The organism is Marinobacter sp. MBR-105, assembly GCF_053628895.1.
Window position 1 is genome coordinate 1 of the sequence record NZ_JBRJHG010000008.1, and the last position, 18,128, is coordinate 18,128.

The window sequence follows — 18,128 nt, forward strand, 5'->3', positions numbered from 1 at the left end:
GGGCTTAGCCGTTCTTCGTGAACCGCCGTGGTACGGAACCGTATGCCCGGTGGTGTGGGAGGGCTCCGGGGGTGACCCCGGACCCTACCCGATTCTGGCTGTCGCAATCAGTTGGTGTTGCTCGGCAGCCATTCGTCGATTCGCTTCTTCAGATCCTCCAGCTGATCTTCGCCGGAGTCCTTGAGTTCGCCCAGTTTGCTTCGGGCAGTCTCGATGTGGTCTTCAACGGCCTGAATGCGCTCTGAAAACTCTCTCTGAATTTCGGCTTCCGCTTGGTCATCCTTTGCCTTGGCCATCTTTTCGTCGGCTTCGGCACGCAGGCTGTCGATCTGTTTGCTCCAGTACTCGGTCTGGGTTTCCAGTTTCTTCTGCAGAGATTCCTTCAAGGACATAATTACCTCCATGCTGGGCCTGTTCCGGCCCGGTTTGAATGACTGGTACTTTTCAGCATGGCTACGTATGGCCGAATCTCAAGGGCGGCAGCATGAAGTTTTGTTGAAATGCGGCGTTGTGGCCCGAAATGGCATAAAAAAACCGGAGCTCCCAGGGGGATGCTCCGGTTCTTGAAGGCAGCAGTCTGTCAGAACAGTACGCGGCAGCGAATAGTGCCTTTTACCTGGCGGAGTTTTTCCAGCGCCAGCTCACCGTAGGCCTTGTCCACATCGACCACCACATAACCAATATCTTCCTTGGTTTGCAGGTACTGGCCACAGACGTTGATGCCGTTTTCGGAGAACACCTGGTTGATTTCCGACATCACGCCCGGCACGTTCTCGTGAATGTGCAGCAGGCGGTGCTGGTTCGGGTGGGACGGCAGCGCCACTTCCGGGAAGTTCACCGAAGAGACGGAGGTGCCGTTGTCGCTGTACATGGCCAGCTTCTCAGCCACTTCGCGCCCGATGTTTTCCTGGGCTTCAATGGTTGAGCCACCCACGTGCGGAGTCAGGATGCAGTTGTCGAACTCGCGCAGTGGAGAGACAAACTCTTCGTCGTTGGACTTGGGCTCCACCGGGAATACGTCGATGGCTGCGCCCAGCAGTTTACCGGAACTCAGCGCATCGGCCAGGGCGTCGATATCCACCACGGTACCGCGGGAAGCGTTCATCAGAATGCTGCCCGGCTTCATCTGGGCAAACTGCTCGGCCTTGAACATGTATTTGGTCGCCGGAGTCTCCGGTACGTGCAGGGAAACCACATCGGAAATGTTCAGCAGTTCCTGCAGCGTGCCCACTTGCGTGGCGTTACCAATCGGCAGTTTGGAAACCACGTCGTAGAAATAGACGTCCATTCCCAGGCTTTCGGCCAGCACGCTGAACTGGGTGCCGATGTTGCCGTAACCGATGATGCCAAGCTTCTTGCCACGAATCTCGTAGCTGTTCTTGGCGGATTTCAGCCACTCGCCACGGTGGGCTTTGGCGTTCTTTTCCGGCACGCCGCGCAGCAGCAGGATGGCCTGGGCCAGAACCAGTTCTGCCACGGAACGGGTGTTGGAGAAAGGCGCGTTGAACACGGCCACGCCACGGCGGGTCGCGGCCTGCAGGTCTACCTGGTTGGTGCCGATACAGAAGCAGCCCACAGCCACCAGCTTCCTGGCGGCTTCAAATACTTTCTCGGTCAACTGGGTGCGAGAGCGGATACCAACGAAGTGCGCATCGGCAATCTTCTCGATCAGCTCTTCCTCACCCAATGAATGGGTCAGATACTCGATATTGGTGTAACCCGCGGCATTCAGGGTATCAATGGCAGATTGATGCACGCCTTCCAGCAGCAGGATCCGGATTTTGCTCTTTTCGAGAGACGTATTTGACATGGGCTTGCTTCCGAACCTTTCGTCACGTGAAATGACCTGCAGCCAGGGATCGTCGGCCTGGCTCACAGAACAGGGGCGGTATGATACCATAAACGCAGATTTTCACAGCGCGCCGGTTTGCCTGAATCAATTCTTTGTGAGTGATCTCTGAACAGGCCCTGGCCCAACTTCGAAGAGACTGACACATCCATGAGTTCCGAACAGATCATCGCTTCCCTTAAAGAGCTGGTTGCCACCTCCGAAAACCCGGGCAAGGTTCTCACCGATCCTGCGGATCTGGACAATTACGGCAAGGACTGGACCAAAATCTACCCGCCCAAGCCGCTGGCCATTGTCCTGCCGAAAACCACGGAGCAGGTGCAGGCGCTGGTGAAGTTTGCCAATGACAATCAGGTGGCTCTGGTACCTTCGGGCGGACGTACCGGCCTGAGTGCAGGCGCCGTGGCCGCCAATGGCGAAGTGGTGGTAGCGTTCGACAACATGAACCAGATTCTGGATTTCAACGCCAGTGATCGCACCGTACGTTGCCAGGCCGGGGTGGTGACCGAGCAACTGCAGACCTTTGCCGAAGAAAACGGCCTGTACTATCCGGTGGATTTTGCCTCCGCCGGGTCGAGCCAGCTCGGTGGCAACCTGTCCACCAATGCCGGCGGCATCAAGGTCATTCGCTGGGGCATGAGCCGGGACTGGGTTGCCGGACTGAAAGTGGTGACCGGTAAAGGTGATGTGCTGGATCTGAACAAGGATCTGGCCAAGAACAACACCGGCTACGATCTGCGACATCTGTTCATCGGTGCCGAGGGCACCCTGGGTTTCATTACCGAAGCCACCATGAAGCTTACCCGCAAGCCGGACGACCTGACCGTGCTGGTGCTGGGCCTGAATGACCTCACCAACACCATGGATGTCTTGCAGGCTTTCCAGAAAAAACTGGATCTGACCGCCTACGAGTTTTTCTCTCACCAGGCCATGGGGCATGTACTGGCCCACGGCCAGGTTCAGGCACCGTTCGAGACCGAGGCGCCATATTATGCGTTGCTGGAGTTCGAGGCTGTTTCTGATCAGGTGATGGACGATGCCATGGCACTGTTTGAGCAGTGTGTGGAAGAAGGTTGGGTGCTGGATGGTGTCATCAGCCAGAGTGAAACCCAGGCACAGAACCTTTGGCAGCTGCGTGAGCGGATTTCCGAATCCATCGCGCCGCGAATTCCCTACAAGAACGATATTTCGGTGGTGGTTTCCAAGGTGCCGGGCTTCCTCCAGGAAATCGACAACGTGGTTACCGAACACTACCCGGACTTCGAGATCATCTGGTTCGGCCACATTGGTGACGGCAACCTGCACCTGAACATCCTCAAACCGGAGGACATGGCGAAGGAAGATTTCTTCGAAAAATGCCAGCAGGTGAACAAGTGGGTATTTGAAATTGTCGAGCGTTATCAGGGCAGTGTCTCTGCTGAGCACGGTGTGGGCATGACCAAGAAACCCTACCTGCAGTACACCCGCAGCGAGGCGGAAATTGCCTACCTGCGCGGTATCAAGCAGGTATTCGACCCCAATAACATCATGAATCCGGGTAAGATCTTCGACTGATGCAAGAGCACATTGTCGTACTCACTGGCGCTGGAATCAGCGCCGAAAGCGGCCTCTCCACCTTCCGGGACAACGGTGGGCTGTGGGAGCAGCACAGTGTGTACGACGTGGCCACGCCGGAGGCGTTCGAGCGCAACCGGGATCTGGTGCTGAGGTTCTATAACGAGCGCAGGCGGCAACTTCAAACCGTTGAGCCCAATCCTGCGCACCGCTTGCTGGCGGAGCTGGAAAGCCGTTTTCAGGTGACCGTGGTCACCCAGAATGTGGACGACCTGCATGAGCGCGGCGGTTCCAGCAATGTGCTGCACCTGCACGGTGAACTCACCAAGGCCCGCAGTTCCGCCTATCCGGACCTCATTTACGACATCGGCTACAACGACATCAATCCCGGGGATACCTGTGATCGCGGTGCCCAGCTTCGGCCCCATATCGTCTGGTTCGGCGAAGAAGTCCCGATGCTGGATGCGGCGGCAGAGGTGGTGCGCACCGCAGACCAGCTGCTGATTGTGGGTACGTCGCTGCAGGTATATCCTGCGGCGGGGCTGATCTACGAGGTGGACATTGATGTGCCCATCACGGTGATTGATCCGGGAGAGCCGGCGTCAGTCTCCCGGGCGCCGGTGATTCGTAAGGGGGCGTCGGAAGGGGTGCGGGAGTGGGTTTCGCGTTATTTGTGAACTTGGCGTTAGCCTCGGAGGTATTTCTCCAGTTCACTTCTGAATGCTGCCTGGACACCTAAGCGTTTTAGCATCCAGTAATGCCCCGCAATCATCCGGTCTATGAAAATACTCTCGACCGGCGGTTTGAAGTAATCCAGGTATTTGAACACCGTGCTGGTTTTTGCGGCCACGTGTTTATGGATATCGGCCTCGGCGAAGTCGTAGGGCTCATCGTTCAGGAACGGGATGATCAGGATATCCCTCCACATGGCGTAATAGGCTTCATCGACCGCCGGTTGGCTGTCCACGCGAGCGCCCAGGTCGATCAGGTACTGGTCCAGGGCCTGGTAGTCCTCATCCAGCGCTGCGATCAAGGCTTTGCGGTAGGCTTCGACAATCTCCGGTTTGAGTTTCTTCACGCAGCCGAAGTCATACATGATAATGGTGCCATCCGGCCGGTAGGCGAAATTGCCCGCGTGAGGGTCGCCGTGAATGCACTGGAACCGGAACAGCTGATCGGCCATGATCGTGAAAATCCGGTGGCCAATCAGGTTGAGGGTTTCCTGGGAGTAGTGTTCCGGCGTGACCTTGCTGACGTGGTCGCCCTCCACCAGCCCCAGGGTCAGGACCCGACGGGTTGAATGGCTGTCGACCACCTCCGGGATGATCACCCACGGCTGATCTTTGTGGAATTCGTGGAACAGCTTGAGGTTTCGCGCCTCGTTCTCGTAATCCAGCTCTTCCTTCAGTCGCACCCGGATTTCGCCGAACAGCTGGTCAACCGTCTCCTTGGGCATTTTCAGCAGGCCGCCGAGCTTCAGGGCCAGTCGTAGCTGTTTGAGGTCGGAGTCGCAGGATTCATCCACGCCGGGGTATTGCACTTTCACGATCACATCCGTGCCATCGTGCAGGCGGGCGCGGTGTACCTGGCCGATGGAGGCAGAGGCGTAGGGTGTTTCCTGCAGGTATTCAAACAGCTCGCCAACCGGCTTGCCCAGCTCACTTTCCACCTGTTCCAGAATCACCTCGAATGGCATCGGTGGTGCTTCTTTCTGGAGTTTTTCCAGCGCGTCCGAGAATTCTTTGGGCAGGAAGTCCTGGGTCTGGGAGGCTATCTGCCCCACCTTCATCACCGCCCCCTTGAGCTCGCCCAGGGTATCGGCAATTTGCCCGGCCATCCGGGTGTAGCTTTCGCTCTGGGCGCCTTCGTCATTTTCGGTGCGGAACATGCGCCGCGCTCTCTGGCCGGCGTACTGGCCCGCCACCGTGGCGGTCATGCCTGCGAGTTTGAAGAAGCGTCCTGTGCGTGAAGTAACGGGTTTCCTGGCCATGGTAGTGCCTGTTCTACGGGAAGTTTGCAGCTCGTCTGAATATCCGTATCCGTGTTGCGTTCAGACCACTGTGGTCTCCACAAATAACACATCTTCCAGCTCCAGGGACAGAGTCTGGCCGCTGACAAGCGGGCCAACGCCTTTGGGCGTGCCAGTCAGCACCACATCGCCGGGTAACAGGGTGAACTGGGTGCTCATATGAGCAATCAGGGGCACGATCGGGTTCAGCATGTCGCCGGTATTCCCGGTCTGCTGGCGCTGGCCGTCGATATCCAGTGTGAAGTTCAGGTTGCCCTTGGCAAGTTGGTCGGCGGCAACGAACGGTGAAAGCGGGCAGGCGCCGTCGAAGGCCTTTGCGCGCTCCCAGGGGTGTCCCTTTTCTTTCAGGCTGCTTTGCACGTCCCGCAAGGTGAGGTCCAGGGCCAGGCCATAACCGAGAATGGCACTTTCCACTTCGCTGGCGGAGGCATTGGTCAGGGGGCGGCCGATAAGTACGGCCAGTTCGGTTTCAAAGTGCACCGCACCCTGGCCTCTGGGGTAGACCAGCGGGCGGGTGATATGAACCGCTGCGGTGGAGGGTTTGATAAACAGTAGCGGTTCTTCCGGTACCGGGTTGTTCAGCTCCCGGGCGTGTTCGGCGTAGTTGCGCCCCACACAAACGATTTTGCCAAGGGGAAGATGAACCGGTGTTCCATCTTTCCAGTGATGCTGATAATCGCCCATGGTGGCGCCTCCGCTCAGTCTCCTTCGAATGAGCAGACAGTATAAACCTGCAGACCTTCTTCCTGCAGCTTGCGTGAGCCACCCAGATCCGGCAGATCAATCATGGCTGCGACCTCTACGATTTCAGCACCGATACGGCGGATCAGACGGGTTGCGGCCAGCATGGTGCCGCCAGTGGCAATCAGATCGTCCACCAGGATGACCTTGTCGCCGGGTTTGAAAGCGTCTTCGTGCAGCTCGACGGAAGCCGTGCCGTATTCCAGTTCGTAGTCTTCCACCAGGGTGTCGAAGGGCAGTTTGCCCTTCTTGCGCACGAGTACCAGAGACGCATTCAGCTCGTAGGCCAGCGCCGAGCCAATAATGAAGCCCCGGGCATCGACGGCGGCAACCGCATCAATGTGCTGGCCATGGTAGCGATGAACAAAGGCATCAATCAGTTTACGAAATGCCGTTTTGTCCTGAAGGACCGTGGTGATGTCCCGGAAGGAAACGCCGGGTTTGGGCCAGTCCGGCACAGTGCGGATGGCTTTTTTGATGCTCTCGGAAAAATAGTCCATGGGCGGGTCCGGTGATTACTCTGGGCGCCGCTCAGGCGGCGTCCAGGAACATGAATTTCAGAACAAATACAACGGCAATGGTAACGACGCTGGCGTTAAGATCGGACCAGCGGCCAGACAACGCCTTGATCACGGCGTAGGTGATGAAACCCAGGGCAATGCCGTTTGCAATAGAGAAGGTCAGCGGCATGGTCAGTGCCGTGACGATCGCTGGTGCGGCGTCGGTGATGTCATCCCAATCGATCAGTTTGAGGCCGCTTGCCATCAGCACGGCGACGTAGAACAGGGCCGGTGCGGTCGCATAGGCAGGGATGATGCTCGCGATCGGTGACAGCAGCAAACAGGCGAGGAAAAGCAGGGCGACGACAACCGCCGTCAGTCCTGTGCGACCACCGGCGGAAATGCCAGCGGTTGATTCGATATAGCTGGTGGTGGTTGAGGTACCCAGGGCTGCGCCTGACATGGTTGCGACGGAATCCGACATCAGAGCTCGTCCGAGACGGGGCAGCTTGCCATCTTTATCCAGCAATCCACCACGCTGGGCTGCTCCGATCAGGGTGCCGGAGGTATCGAAAAGATCCACGAACAGAAAGGCAAAGATAATGCTGATCATGCCAACATTCAGTGCGCCGGCCAGATCAAGTTGCATAAAGGTGGGGGCAAGGCTGGGTGGGGCAGACACAAAACCTTTGTATTCCACCATGCCAAGCATCATGGCGGCCACGGTAACAGCAAGGATGCCGATCATCACGGCGCCAGTGATTCTGCGGAATGAAAGTGCACAGATCAGTACGAATCCTGCGAAGAACAGCAGGCTCTCAGCCACTTTGATGTCGCCCAGACCCACAAGGGTCGCAGGGTTATCTACCACGATGCCGGCGTTTTTCAGTGCGATCAGAGCAAGAAAGAATCCGATGCCGGCAGAAATGCCAAAGCGTAAGGACATCGGAATGCTGTTGATGATCCATTCCCGGATCTTGACCACACTCAGAATGAAGAAAATAAACCCGGAGAGAAAGACAGCGCCCAGCGCCACTTCCCAGCTGTATCCCATACTGCCGACGACCGTGAACGAGAAAAAAGCGTTCAGGCCCATGCCGGGGGCCAGGGCAATTGGATAGTTTGCCCAGAGGCCCATAATCAGCGTACCGATGGTTGCGGCCAGACAGGTAGCCACGAAAACGGCTCCGAAATCCATGCCGGTGGACGACAGGATGCTGGGGTTGACCACGATGATGTAGGCCATGGTCAGGAAGGTGGTAATGCCAGCTACCACTTCTTTACGGACAGTGGTGCCGTGGGCCTGGAGTTGGAACAGTCGTTCAAGCATGACTTGGGTCTGCCTCTAGAATGCCTGGATTAGGGAGTTTGAAAGTCAGTTTGCGTGCGGAAAACGTGAATTGGGTGAAAAAACGGCAATGTTACCGGCTCAGGCGCCTCACGCCAAGGGATGATTCAGAGTTCAGTTCAGCATCTGGTCTCGTTGCAGGCGGATATCAAAGCGCACCGCGAGCATGCGAACAATCACGATAAACAGCAGGCCAATAGTCAGCGCCATGGATTCGCTCTCCAGCAACCACTGGCACACAAAGTACAGCCAGCAACCGGCGAAGGCGATAGAGGCGTAGATCTGGTCCTTGCGGAAAATAAAGGGAACTTCGTTGCACAGGGTGTCACGCAGGGCGCCGCCGAAGCAGCCTGTCATTACACCCAGCATGGAAGCGATAAACCAGGAGTGGCCCAGATCGAGAGCCAGTTGCGCACCGAGAATGGAAAAAATGCCAAGGCCGATGGCGTCCGGGAAGACGATTCTCGATTCTTTCAGGGAATGGGCCCGGCTCCAGTAGCTGAACACGATTGCCATGGCCAGGATCATGATCGGCTGCTCCTGGTGCTTGATCCAGTACAGCGGGTGATTGTCCATGATCAGATCCCGCAATGTGCCGCCACCCAGAGCGGTAATAAAACCGATGGCAAAAACACCCACCGGATCCATGTTTTTGGACCGTGCGACGATCATGCCGGAAATGGCAAACGCCACAACGCCAATCATTTCAAGAGTATAGATGATGTCAAACATGGGGCAGCTCTGATTTGACGAAATTCGGTCCGGGGCGTGGGTGAAAGGCTGGAAGAATAGCGGAATTCGTCCCGGGATTCATCTTCAGGCGTTGATGGCCGATTCGGCCAATGTGATCTGTTGCGCGACAGTTACGCGTATCACTGCCTTGTTTCCCGTTTGATTGATCCGGAGTACTGCAATATGGCCCTGATGCGACTCGCCTACGCCAGCGAAGCAACGTTTGAAGCCCAGCCCCTGGAAAAGGGTGTCGAACCCCACGTGGCCAGAATTCTCATGGTGTCCCGAAGAAATAACGGTCGGGCAGGCCTGGTCGGTGGCTTGTATTATGGCGACAACCGGTTTTTCCAGTACCTTGAGGGCGAGGAAGAATTTGTCCGGGAAACCTTCGAACGAATCCGCCAGGACTCTCGTCACCGCAATATCCACATGCTGATTGAAGAGCCGCTGGACGTCCCGACCTTCTCCAACTGGTCGATGAAGTATGTACCCCTGTCATCCGACGTGCAGGCCTTTCTGGACAAGCACCAGTTACCGGACTTCAACCCGGCGGCGTTCTCCAGCCACCAGTGTGAGGAAATGATTGACCTGATTCGGCGCTCCAGCGAAGACCAGAAACTGGTCAATCACGACGAAGACAGCCCAGCCCGGGTTCAACACTCACAAACCCTGTCTCCCGGTGTCAGGTATGGGCTTCTGGCCGCCGGTGTGATGGTCATCGTCGCTGTGGTAGCGGGCGCTGTACTGTTCTGAATCCGCCGGTTTATCAGCCGGGCTTATTGCCATGAATAAGCAGCCTTGATTTGCTTCACGGGCCCTGTGCGTTTAGGTTGATCCGGGTCAATTACAACATCAAATCAGACCCGCCCTGACGCCATCGGGGTAAGACAGACAGCCCAGGAGCAACCATGAAAGCCATTCTGTGCAAAGACTATGGCCCGGCAGAGAATCTGGTCATCGAAGACATTGCCAGCCCAGACGTAAAAGGCAGCGGCGTAAAAATCCGGGTCAAGGCTGCAGGCCTGAACTTCCCGGACACCCTGATCATTCAGGGCAAATACCAGTTCCAGCCGCCCATGCCGTTTTCCCCCGGTGGCGAACTGTCCGGTGAAGTGCTTGAAGTGGGCGAAAAAGTCAGCCGTTTCAAACCCGGAGACCGGGTAGCCGCTCTGACCGGCTGGGGTGCGTTTGCCGAAGAAGTGGTTGCTCCGGAATCCAACCTGTTGCCAATTCCGGACTCTATGTCCGATGAGAAAGCAGCGGCTTTCATGATGGTGTATGGCACCTCCTATTATGCGCTGAAACAGCGAGGCAACCTGCAGCCCGGCGAAACCCTGCTGGTACTCGGTGCCAGCGGTGGTGTTGGCCTGGCAGCGGTGGAGCTGGGCAAGGCTATGGGCGCGAAAGTGATCGCGGCGGCCAGCTCTGCTGAAAAACTCGCGGTGGCCAGGGAAGCCGGTGCTGATGAACTGGTGAATTACACCGAGGAATCGCTGAAAGATGCGGTGAAGAAACTGACCAAGGGCAAAGGTGTGGATGTGATCTACGACCCGGTCGGCGGAGATTTCACCGAACAGGCCCTGCGCACCATGGGCTGGAGCGGCCGCCATCTGGTGATCGGCTTCGCCGCAGGGGATATCCCCAAGATTCCTGCGAACCTGACGCTGCTCAAGGGCTGTTCTGTGGTAGGTGTATTCTGGGGTAGCTTCACCCAGCGCGAGCCGCAGACCAGCGCCCAGAACATGATGGAGCTGTTGCAGATGTATGCCGACGGCAAGATCGATCCCAAGGTCAGCGAGGTTTTCCCGTTCGAGGAATATGCGGCGGCGCTTGGGGCACTCACGGGGCGTCGGGCCACTGGCAAGATCGTTTTGCGGGTTGAAGAATAGTTCTTGGAGCCTGAGGGATAGCCTCCCTCCTAGCCTTTAGGTTTCGGTGTGGGCCGCGCTGGGGAACGCTTCCAAAAAACCGCTACAAGCACATCCATGTGCGCTTATTTCGGGCCATCCATGGCCCTCAAAATTTTTTGGAAGCGTTCCCCATCACGGCCGGTCAGCTTCACAGTAATAGTCAGGGAGAAAAGCTAGGTTTTTCAGTAAACTGACTATCACTCCTTGGCTCGGAAGTGAGTGCGGGGTGCCCCTCCCAAAAATGTCGGAGGCCATGGATGGCCGGAGAGAAGCGCACATGGATGTGCTTTTAGCGGTTTTTGGGAGGGGCACCCCGTACTCACTGTCACCAAGCGTTGCAGGCTAGGTTATGAGGCCCCTCTCCAAAAGTCAGGATCAAAACCGAACATCCCCCGAATCAATATCCGAGACTAGCTCCGGAGTCAGCAAAGTATAACCGGACGAACCGGGCAGCCAGGCGTACACATCGTCTTCCGACCGCTCCAGAGAATAGCCGAGCTTCTGGATGTCCACCTTCCGGTACTTGAACGTTCCCGTCTTCTCGATGGCATTGGTCACCCGCACAAACACCGGCACCGCATAGGCCGGCAGATTCTCCTGCAGATAGTCAAACAGCTTGTTGATATCGAAGGACGAACCATTGGACTGAGGCACCAGCGTTACCATGCCCGCCTTGCCGTTGGTTTTGGGAATCTCGACACCGTACACAATGGCTTCCTCCACCATGGCGGAGCCATCAATGATATTTTCCACCTCCGTTGTCGACACGTTCTCACCCTTCCAGCGGAAGGTGTCGCCCATGCGATCGACAAACTGCAGGTGACGGCAGCCGATTTCTTTTAATACATCACCGGTATTGAACCAGGCATCGCCTTTCTTGAAACCATCGCGCAGGATGGATTTCTCAGTGGCTTCCTTCTGGGTGTAGCCCTCGAATGCCCACTTCTTGTTGATCTCCCCGATCAACAGGCCGGGCTGGCCTTTTTCCACTTCCTCCAGACGGCCCTTGTCGTTGCGGATCGGGTCCCGGGTGCCTTCGTGGTACTTGACCAGTTTGTAGGGCGCGGTGGAGAAGCCCACGGTGTTGTCCATGTTGAAAAAGTTGCTGAAGCCGATATTGCCTTCTGATGAGGCATACAGTTCAGCCACCTTGTCGATGCCAAAACGTTCCTTGAATTCTTTCCAGATGGAGGGGCGCAGGCCGTTGCCGATCATTTTGGTCAGGCCGTGGTTGCGGTCCTGGCTGCCGGGAGGTTGATTCAGCAGGTAGCGGCACAGTTCGCCCACGTAGCCGAAGGTGGTGGCGTTGTAGCGTCGGACGTCGTCCCAGAAGGCGCTGGCGGAGAATTTTCGGCGCAGGGCGATGGCAGAGCCACCGGCGAGGACCGAGCCCCAGCACACCAGCAGGGCGGTGCCATGATACAGCGGCAGCGTACAGTACAGGACGTCTTCCGGTTCCATGGCCAGGGAGAGCATGCCAAAGCCGCCGTAGGCTTTGATAAATTTGCGATGTGAGCCGGGCGCCGCCTTGGGCAGGCCGGTGGTGCCTGAGGTGTAAAGATACACGGCGGTATCGCCCATGGTTACCGGGTTGCTCAGGACCGGTCGGGTTGAGGGCCGGCGGCTGACTTCCAGGGCCAGGTTGACGTAGCCCTCCGGCGCGTCACCAAAGGTGTTCAGAGTGTTGCCGTCGTGCAGGTAGAGCAAGGGATGCGTGTGCCGGAGCTGAACCTCTCCACGAACCGACTCGGCATTGTCGATCAGTTCGCTACCAACCACCAGCAGTCGTGGCTCGATCAGGTTGATACTGTGGGCCAGCACTTTGCCTTTCTGGGAGGTGTTCAGCATGGCGCAGGCCACGCCGACCTTGGCTGCGCCAACCACGGTCGCCAGTAGTTCCGGTCGGTTTTCCAGCAGTACCGCAATGGCATCGCCCTTTACCAGCCCCTGATCTTTCAGGTAATGGGCAATTCGATTGCTCCAGGCATCCAGTTCTGCCCAGGTAATGCTGCGATCATCGAAGAGAATGGCAGGGCGCGTGGGGTGTTTGTCAGCGTTGCGCTCTACCAGCTTGCCAAGGGTCAGCTCTTTTTTGTCGTCCTTTACCCGGTAGTAGTAAAGCCCTTTTGCCACGAAGGGAAATTTTTTCAGAACCGTGGGCAGGCTGCGCATGATGTCGCGTGCGGTTACGATGTCTTGGCTCATGGTGCGTCCGTTTCAGTCGTCATTGTCTTTGTAGGTTTTGAACCGCGGACCAACCCATTGCTCCGCGGCTAATCCAGGAACAGATCCGGCAGCAGTGGCTTGTCGCCTGCGGCATACCGGTAGTGTTCGAAGTCCTTCACGCCATCCTGACGAAGTACATCCTCGTCAATCAGCGCTTGCCCGGTCAGTTCGTCCGCACTGCGGGACAGTATGCTGACCGCAGCATCGGCCATGATTTCCGGCTTTCGTCCCTGCGCCATCAATTGAGGTCCGCCCACTTCGTGTTCTATGGCGGCAGTGGCAATCAGAGTCTTTGGCCACAGGCAGTTCACGGCAATGCCATAGCGTCGGAACTCCTCGGCCATGCCCATGCTGAGCATGGTCATTCCGTATTTTGTGGTGGTGTATGGCCCGTACTGGGAAAACCACCGGGTATTCAGGTTCAGCGGCGGCGACAGGCTGAGAATGTGGCCACCGGATTCCTTCAGCCAGGGCAGGGCCGCCTGACTGCAGGTGAATACGGCCCGGGCGTTGACCTGATGCATCAGGTCGTATCGGCTCACTTTCAGGTTTTCGACACCGGTCAGGCGTATCGCCCCGGCGTTGTTCACCAGGGCATCGATACCGCCAAAATAACCGGCGGCTTCGTCTATTCGCTGGCGGACCTGTCGTTCATCCCGCACGTCCAGTACCAGCGGTAGCGCCTGGCCTCCGGCGTTGCGAATTTCCTCAGCGACCGTGTGGATGGTGCCGGGTAGTTTCTGATGCGGGGTATCGGTTTTCGCTGCAATGACCACGTTGGCGCCTTCCCGGGCACAGGCCAGGGCAATGGCCCGGCCGATTCCCCGGCTGCCGCCGGTTATAAACACTGTGCGCTGCTGTAGCCGGCTCATGATGCTGCTTCCTCAGTGGACTGCACGTCTGCCAGAAGTTGGCCACGCTTGACCTGGTCTCCTTTGCGGGCGAGCAACTGGCCAACGGTGCCCCTGCGATCCGCCTTAACCGGATGCTCCATTTTCATGGCTTCCAGAATCACCAGGGTCTGGCCCTGTTCCACCTGATCTCCCTCTGCCACCAGTACATCAATAATGGCACCGTCCATAGTGGCCTGGACCTTGCCGCTGCCGGTGCCCAGGGCACCTTGGGCGGGTTGGTGCGTAATATCCCGAACGCACCAGGAACGGCCGAACGCCTGCAAATATAGGGAATCTCCGCTCCGGTAGTATTGGCACCGCTGACGAACCCCGTTGTCGATAATGCACAGCAGGCCTGGTTCCTGGCTTTGCAGTTGCAATTCATAGTGTTCTTCGCCGTGGGCCACCAGCAGTTTGTGGCCACTGTGCCGAACCAGCAGTTCCACGGTTTCGTCCCGGGCCTCAAGCTTCATCGGCATGACGGTGGCGGGGGCGTTACTCCAGCCTTTCTGGGCGGATTGGCCGAGGCTCAATGCGCAGGCGCTCAGGGCCAGCTCGCGGATGGTGAGCGGCTGAGGCGCCAGTGACGGATCATTCTTGAAGGCCTGCTGCAGGAAGGCCGTGGTGGCTTCACCGGCACCAAAGGTGTCATCGGCGATGATGCGGCTGAGGAAATGGCGGTTGGTGGTCACACCAAAGACTGTGGTGTCTTCCAGCGCCCGGATCAGGCGGCGACGGGCTTCGTCCCGGTTCTGGCCCCAGGCGATGACTTTCGCCAGCATGGGATCGTAGTGGGGGCTGACCACGTCACCGGAGCGCACGCCGGTATCAAACCGCAGGCCTTCGCCTTCCGCCGGGGTGAACTGGTGCAGGGTACCGGTTTGCGGGGTGAAACCACTGGCCGGGTCTTCGGCGTAAAGTCGCACCTCGATGGCGTGGCCATTGAGTTGGATGTCATCCTGGGCCAGAGGCAGCGGGCGGCCTTCAGCGACCATCAACTGCCAGGCCACCAGATCCTGGCCGGTAATCAGTTCGGTGACCGGATGTTCTACCTGCAGGCGAGTGTTCATTTCCAGGAAGTAGAAATTGCGGTCTTTGTCGACCAGGAATTCCACGGTACCGGCGCCCTCGTAACCGCAGGCCAGGGCCGCTTTGACAGCAGCTTCGCCCATGGCCTTACGCAGTTCCGGGGTGACAAAAGGTGAGGGCGCTTCTTCAACCACTTTCTGGTGCCGGCGCTGTACGGAGCAGTCCCGCTCGCCCAGGTAAACGGCGTTGCCGTGGTGGTCTGCGAAAACCTGGATTTCCACGTGCCGGGGTTCGATGACCGCTTTTTCGATGATCAGTTCGTCGTCACCGAAGGCCTGTTTGGCTTCTGAGCGGGCCCTTTTAATGTTGTCGGCCAACTCGCTCTCGCTCTCGACCAGGCGCATGCCCCGGCCACCGCCACCTGCGGAGGCTTTGAGCATGAGGGGGTAGCCGATGTCCTGGGCTGCGGCGATGAGTTCATCATCACTAGCGTTGTTGCCTTCGTAGCCAGGGACTACGGGCACGCCGGCTTCCTGCATGGCGATTTTCGAGCGGCGTTTGCTGCCCATGAGTTCAATGGCGTTTTCGGGAGGGCCTACAAAGGTGAGGCCGGCCTGTTTGACGGCTTTGGCGAAGCCGGAGTTTTCGGAGAGGAAGCCGTAGCCCGGGTGGATGCAGTCGGCGCCTGCTTTCCTTGCGGCATCGAGGATGGCGTCGGCGTTGAGGTAGGAGGCGGCAACCTGTGCCGGGCCGATGCAGACGGCTTCGTCGGCTTGTTCAACGTGCAGGGCGTTGGCGTCGGCTTCGGAGTAGACGGCAACGGTTCGGTAGCCCAGCGCTTTGGCTGTACGGATGACCCTGACGGCGATTTCGCCTCGGTTAGCGATGAGTAGTTTTTTTAGCATACGCGTTATCTACCTTGTTACTGGACCGCCCCAGGTTGGTGTTCGTCCGCACCACTGGCGGGATAAGCCTCCGGAAAACCGCTACGAGCACATCCCTGTGCGCTTCTCTCAGGCCATCCTTGGCCTTCGAAATTTTCCGGAGGCTTATCCCGCCAGTGGCGCTCCCGCGACCTTGGGTGTTTGCCTGCCCAATGATTGTTGAGTGGCTTGTTTTAATATTTGTTTTCGTTAACTCTCGGCCCACTTTGGCTCACGCTTTTGCATGAACGCCATAGTGCCTTCCGTGCCCTCGGGCCCCCGGATGGCGGCCGCGAATTTTTCAGCGGCGTCATCGAGTAAACCGGCCATGGCTTCATGTCCCACCCGATGCAGTAAGGCCTTGGTTTCTGCCGTGGCATCGGGGGCGCACAGGCGTACCCGTTCCAGAGCCTGGTTCAGCATGTCGCTTAGCTGTTCTTCGGATTCCGCAACCTGGTGAACGATGCCGAGTTTGCAGGCTTCCGTTGCGTCGATTCTCAAACCTAGCAGCGCCAATCGACGGGCCTGGGTCAGGCCGATGCGTTCGACAACGAACGGGGCGATCTGGGCCGGGATGACGCCGAGGGTGGTTTCCGGCATACCGAATTTGGCAGTCGGGCCGGCGATGGCCAGGTCGGAGACGCAGGCCAGGCCGAAGCCGCCGCCCATGACGGCGCCTTCGGTGATGGCGATGACGACTTTGGAGGATTCGTTGACTTGCTGGATCATCTGGCCGAAGGCGCGGTTGAGTTTGTAGAACGGGTCATCGCGGCCTTCGCCAGCTTTCTGGCTCCGGGCGCCGGCCATGTCTTTGATATCGCCGCCGGCGCAGAAATGTCCACCTGCGCCGCGGATGACGGCGGCGCGGATGCTGATGTCGTTTTCGATCTCGCTGAAGATGGTGGACAGTTCAGCGACCATCTGCAGACTCATAGCGTTGCGGACGTCCGGGCGGTTGATGGTGATGAACAGGGTAGGGCCCTGTTTTTCGAGAATCAGGGTTTCGCAATGTGGTAGCTGCTGTTCCATAAAAGGACTCCACGTAAAATGTTCGGGGCTATGAGGCGGGGATCCCTTTTCGGGACCGTTGAGGGCCATGGACGGCCCGAAACGAGCCCACATGGATGTGCTTGTAGGCGTGTCCCGAAAAGGGATCCCCGCCTCATGGCCCTCCACCAAGCCCTGCCTGCCCACAAGGCCTTGCACAGCGTCAGTCGCGTTTCTTTCCAGGCAAGGTGCCCATCAGCTTGCAGATGATGCCCAGCATGATTTCGTCGGCACCGCCGCCGATGGAGACCAACCGCACATCGCGGTAAGCCCGTGACAGGGGGTTGTCCCACATGTAACCGTTGCCACCCCAGAACTGCAGGCAAGCATCGGTCACTTCTCGACCCAGACGCCCGGCCTTCAGTTTCGCCATTGACGCCAGCTTGGTGACATCTTTGCCCTCAATGTGCAGCTCACAGGCCTGATAGGTCAGCGCGCGCAGCGCTTCGATTTCGGTCTGTAACTCCGCCAGGCGGAAATGAATGTACTGGTTGTCGATCAGCGGCTGGCCAAAGGTCTTGCGCTCGCGGCAGTATTCAATGGTCTGCGTGACACAGTTTTCCAGGGCCTTGATTACGTTGGCGGCCCCCCACATGCGCTCCTCCTGGAACTGCAGCATCTGCATCATAAAGCCGGTGCCTTCTGCGCCGATGCGGTTGCGTTGGGGAATTCGCACGTCGTCCAGAAACACCTGGGCGGTTTCTGACGAACGCATGCCCAGCTTGTTCAGGTGCGGGCTGAAAGTGATGCCCGGTGTGTTCATGGGCACGATCATCAGGGTTTTATTCTTGTGGGGTTTGTCGTCGCTGGTGTTGGCCAGCAGACACATGAAATCCGCTTTCGGGGAGTTGGTGATCCACATCTTGGAGCCGTTGATGACGTAGTCATCGCCGTCTTTCTTTGCCGTGGTTTTCAGGCCGGCCACATCGGAGCCTGCGCCCACTTCACTCACACCGATACAGCCCACCATATCGCCGGCAATAGCCGGGGCCAGGAAGTCCCGTTTCAGTTCATCGGAACCGAAGCGCGCAATCGCGGGAGTGCACATGTCAGTCTGTACGCCCACGGCCAGCGGAACACCGCCGCACTTGGCCATGCCCAGTTCTTCAGCAGCCACGAGGTTGTAGCTGTAATCCAGACCCATGCCGCCGTATTCCTCCGGCTTCTGAATGCCCAGCAGGCCCAGGTTGCCGAGTTTCTTGAACAGGTCGTGAATGGGAAACTCGCCGGCTTCCTCCCATTCATCGCAGTGCGGATTGATTTCCTTTTCGACGAAATCACGGACGGTCTTTCTGAGGGCTTCGTGTTCGGCTGTGAATTTCATTGTTGTTCTCCCGGTAAATCAGT

The 18,128-nt window shown here is 57.9% G+C and carries 16 protein-coding genes; 4 read left to right on the forward strand and 12 right to left on the reverse strand.

All coding sequences use genetic code 11. The features are described from left to right. Nucleotides 1-107 precede the first annotated feature (107 nt). Both ACSSVV_RS10650 and serA read right to left on the reverse strand, forming a co-directional pair. A complete protein-coding gene (locus ACSSVV_RS10650) occupies nucleotides 108-392 on the reverse strand; it encodes a sll1863 family stress response protein (protein ID WP_011786264.1) in 285 nt (94 codons plus the stop codon). 188 nt (nucleotides 393-580) lie between these two features. Then, complete coding sequence (gene serA / locus ACSSVV_RS10655; RefSeq protein ID WP_011786263.1) at nucleotides 581-1,810, reverse strand: phosphoglycerate dehydrogenase; 1,230 nt, start codon at nucleotides 1,808-1,810, stop codon at nucleotides 581-583. A gap of 189 nt (nucleotides 1,811-1,999) precedes the next feature. Here serA and ACSSVV_RS10660 point away from each other — a divergent pair, with 189 nt between their 5' ends. Together ACSSVV_RS10660 and ACSSVV_RS10665 are read left to right on the forward strand one after the other, a co-directional pair. Next, a complete protein-coding gene (locus tag ACSSVV_RS10660; RefSeq protein WP_014422184.1) occupies nucleotides 2,000-3,403 on the forward strand; it encodes an FAD-binding oxidoreductase in 1,404 nt (467 codons plus the stop codon). Beyond that, nucleotides 3,403-4,080, forward strand: a complete 678-nt coding sequence (locus ACSSVV_RS10665; RefSeq protein WP_454106213.1) for an SIR2 family NAD-dependent protein deacylase — start codon at nucleotides 3,403-3,405, stop codon at nucleotides 4,078-4,080. Before ACSSVV_RS10660 ends, ACSSVV_RS10665 begins: the two co-directional genes overlap by 1 nt. A gap of 8 nt (nucleotides 4,081-4,088) precedes the next feature. On the opposite strand, the gene ACSSVV_RS10670 is transcribed toward ACSSVV_RS10665, so the two are convergent. The 5 genes from ACSSVV_RS10670 to ACSSVV_RS10690 form a co-directional block, all read right to left on the reverse strand. Then, nucleotides 4,089-5,393, reverse strand: coding sequence for an ABC1 kinase family protein (locus ACSSVV_RS10670; protein ID WP_011786260.1), 1,305 nt, complete (start codon nucleotides 5,391-5,393; stop codon nucleotides 4,089-4,091). 60 nt (nucleotides 5,394-5,453) lie between these two features. Beyond that, complete coding sequence (locus ACSSVV_RS10675; RefSeq protein ID WP_022991437.1) at nucleotides 5,454-6,116, reverse strand: fumarylacetoacetate hydrolase family protein; 663 nt, start codon at nucleotides 6,114-6,116, stop codon at nucleotides 5,454-5,456. Between the two features lie 14 nt (nucleotides 6,117-6,130). Continuing rightward, the gene (locus tag ACSSVV_RS10680; RefSeq protein ID WP_011786258.1) at nucleotides 6,131-6,673 is read right to left on the reverse strand and encodes an adenine phosphoribosyltransferase; all 543 of its coding nucleotides are present in this window, start codon (nucleotides 6,671-6,673) and stop codon (nucleotides 6,131-6,133) included. Between the two features lie 31 nt (nucleotides 6,674-6,704). Then, nucleotides 6,705-8,003: an NCS2 family permease gene (locus tag ACSSVV_RS10685; RefSeq protein ID WP_011786257.1), complete on the reverse strand. Its 1,299-nt coding sequence runs from the start codon at nucleotides 8,001-8,003 to the stop codon at nucleotides 6,705-6,707. 132 nt (nucleotides 8,004-8,135) lie between these two features. Then, the gene (locus ACSSVV_RS10690; RefSeq protein ID WP_011786256.1) at nucleotides 8,136-8,753 is read right to left on the reverse strand and encodes a trimeric intracellular cation channel family protein; all 618 of its coding nucleotides are present in this window, start codon (nucleotides 8,751-8,753) and stop codon (nucleotides 8,136-8,138) included. 183 nt (nucleotides 8,754-8,936) lie between these two features. Between ACSSVV_RS10690 and ACSSVV_RS10695 the strand changes: the two genes are divergently transcribed. Both ACSSVV_RS10695 and ACSSVV_RS10700 read left to right on the forward strand, forming a co-directional pair. Continuing rightward, nucleotides 8,937-9,506, forward strand: a complete 570-nt coding sequence (locus tag ACSSVV_RS10695; RefSeq protein WP_454106214.1) for a BLUF domain-containing protein — start codon at nucleotides 8,937-8,939, stop codon at nucleotides 9,504-9,506. A gap of 155 nt (nucleotides 9,507-9,661) precedes the next feature. Continuing rightward, the gene (locus ACSSVV_RS10700; protein WP_454106215.1) at nucleotides 9,662-10,642 is read left to right on the forward strand and encodes an NADPH:quinone oxidoreductase family protein; all 981 of its coding nucleotides are present in this window, start codon (nucleotides 9,662-9,664) and stop codon (nucleotides 10,640-10,642) included. Between the two features lie 396 nt (nucleotides 10,643-11,038). Here ACSSVV_RS10700 and ACSSVV_RS10705 read toward each other — a convergent pair whose 3' ends face one another. The 5 genes from ACSSVV_RS10705 to ACSSVV_RS10725 form a co-directional block, all read right to left on the reverse strand. Beyond that, nucleotides 11,039-12,868, reverse strand: a complete 1,830-nt coding sequence (locus tag ACSSVV_RS10705; protein WP_113879982.1) for a long-chain-acyl-CoA synthetase — start codon at nucleotides 12,866-12,868, stop codon at nucleotides 11,039-11,041. Between the two features lie 68 nt (nucleotides 12,869-12,936). Next, nucleotides 12,937-13,761, reverse strand: coding sequence for an SDR family oxidoreductase (locus ACSSVV_RS10710; protein WP_454106216.1), 825 nt, complete (start codon nucleotides 13,759-13,761; stop codon nucleotides 12,937-12,939). Then, nucleotides 13,758-15,716 carry an acetyl/propionyl/methylcrotonyl-CoA carboxylase subunit alpha gene (locus ACSSVV_RS10715; protein ID WP_454106217.1) on the reverse strand — a complete coding sequence of 653 codons (1,959 nt, stop codon included), beginning with the start codon at nucleotides 15,714-15,716 and terminating at the stop codon, nucleotides 13,758-13,760. Before ACSSVV_RS10715 ends, ACSSVV_RS10710 begins: the two co-directional genes overlap by 4 nt. Nucleotides 15,717-15,944: 228 nt before the next feature. Continuing rightward, entirely contained in the window at nucleotides 15,945-16,763 is an 819-nt protein-coding gene (locus ACSSVV_RS10720) for an enoyl-CoA hydratase/isomerase family protein (RefSeq protein ID WP_222196926.1), read from the reverse strand. Nucleotides 16,764-16,944: 181 nt separating this feature from the next. Continuing rightward, nucleotides 16,945-18,105 carry an acyl-CoA dehydrogenase family protein gene (locus tag ACSSVV_RS10725; RefSeq protein WP_011786249.1) on the reverse strand — a complete coding sequence of 387 codons (1,161 nt, stop codon included), beginning with the start codon at nucleotides 18,103-18,105 and terminating at the stop codon, nucleotides 16,945-16,947. Nucleotides 18,106-18,128 lie beyond the last annotated feature (23 nt).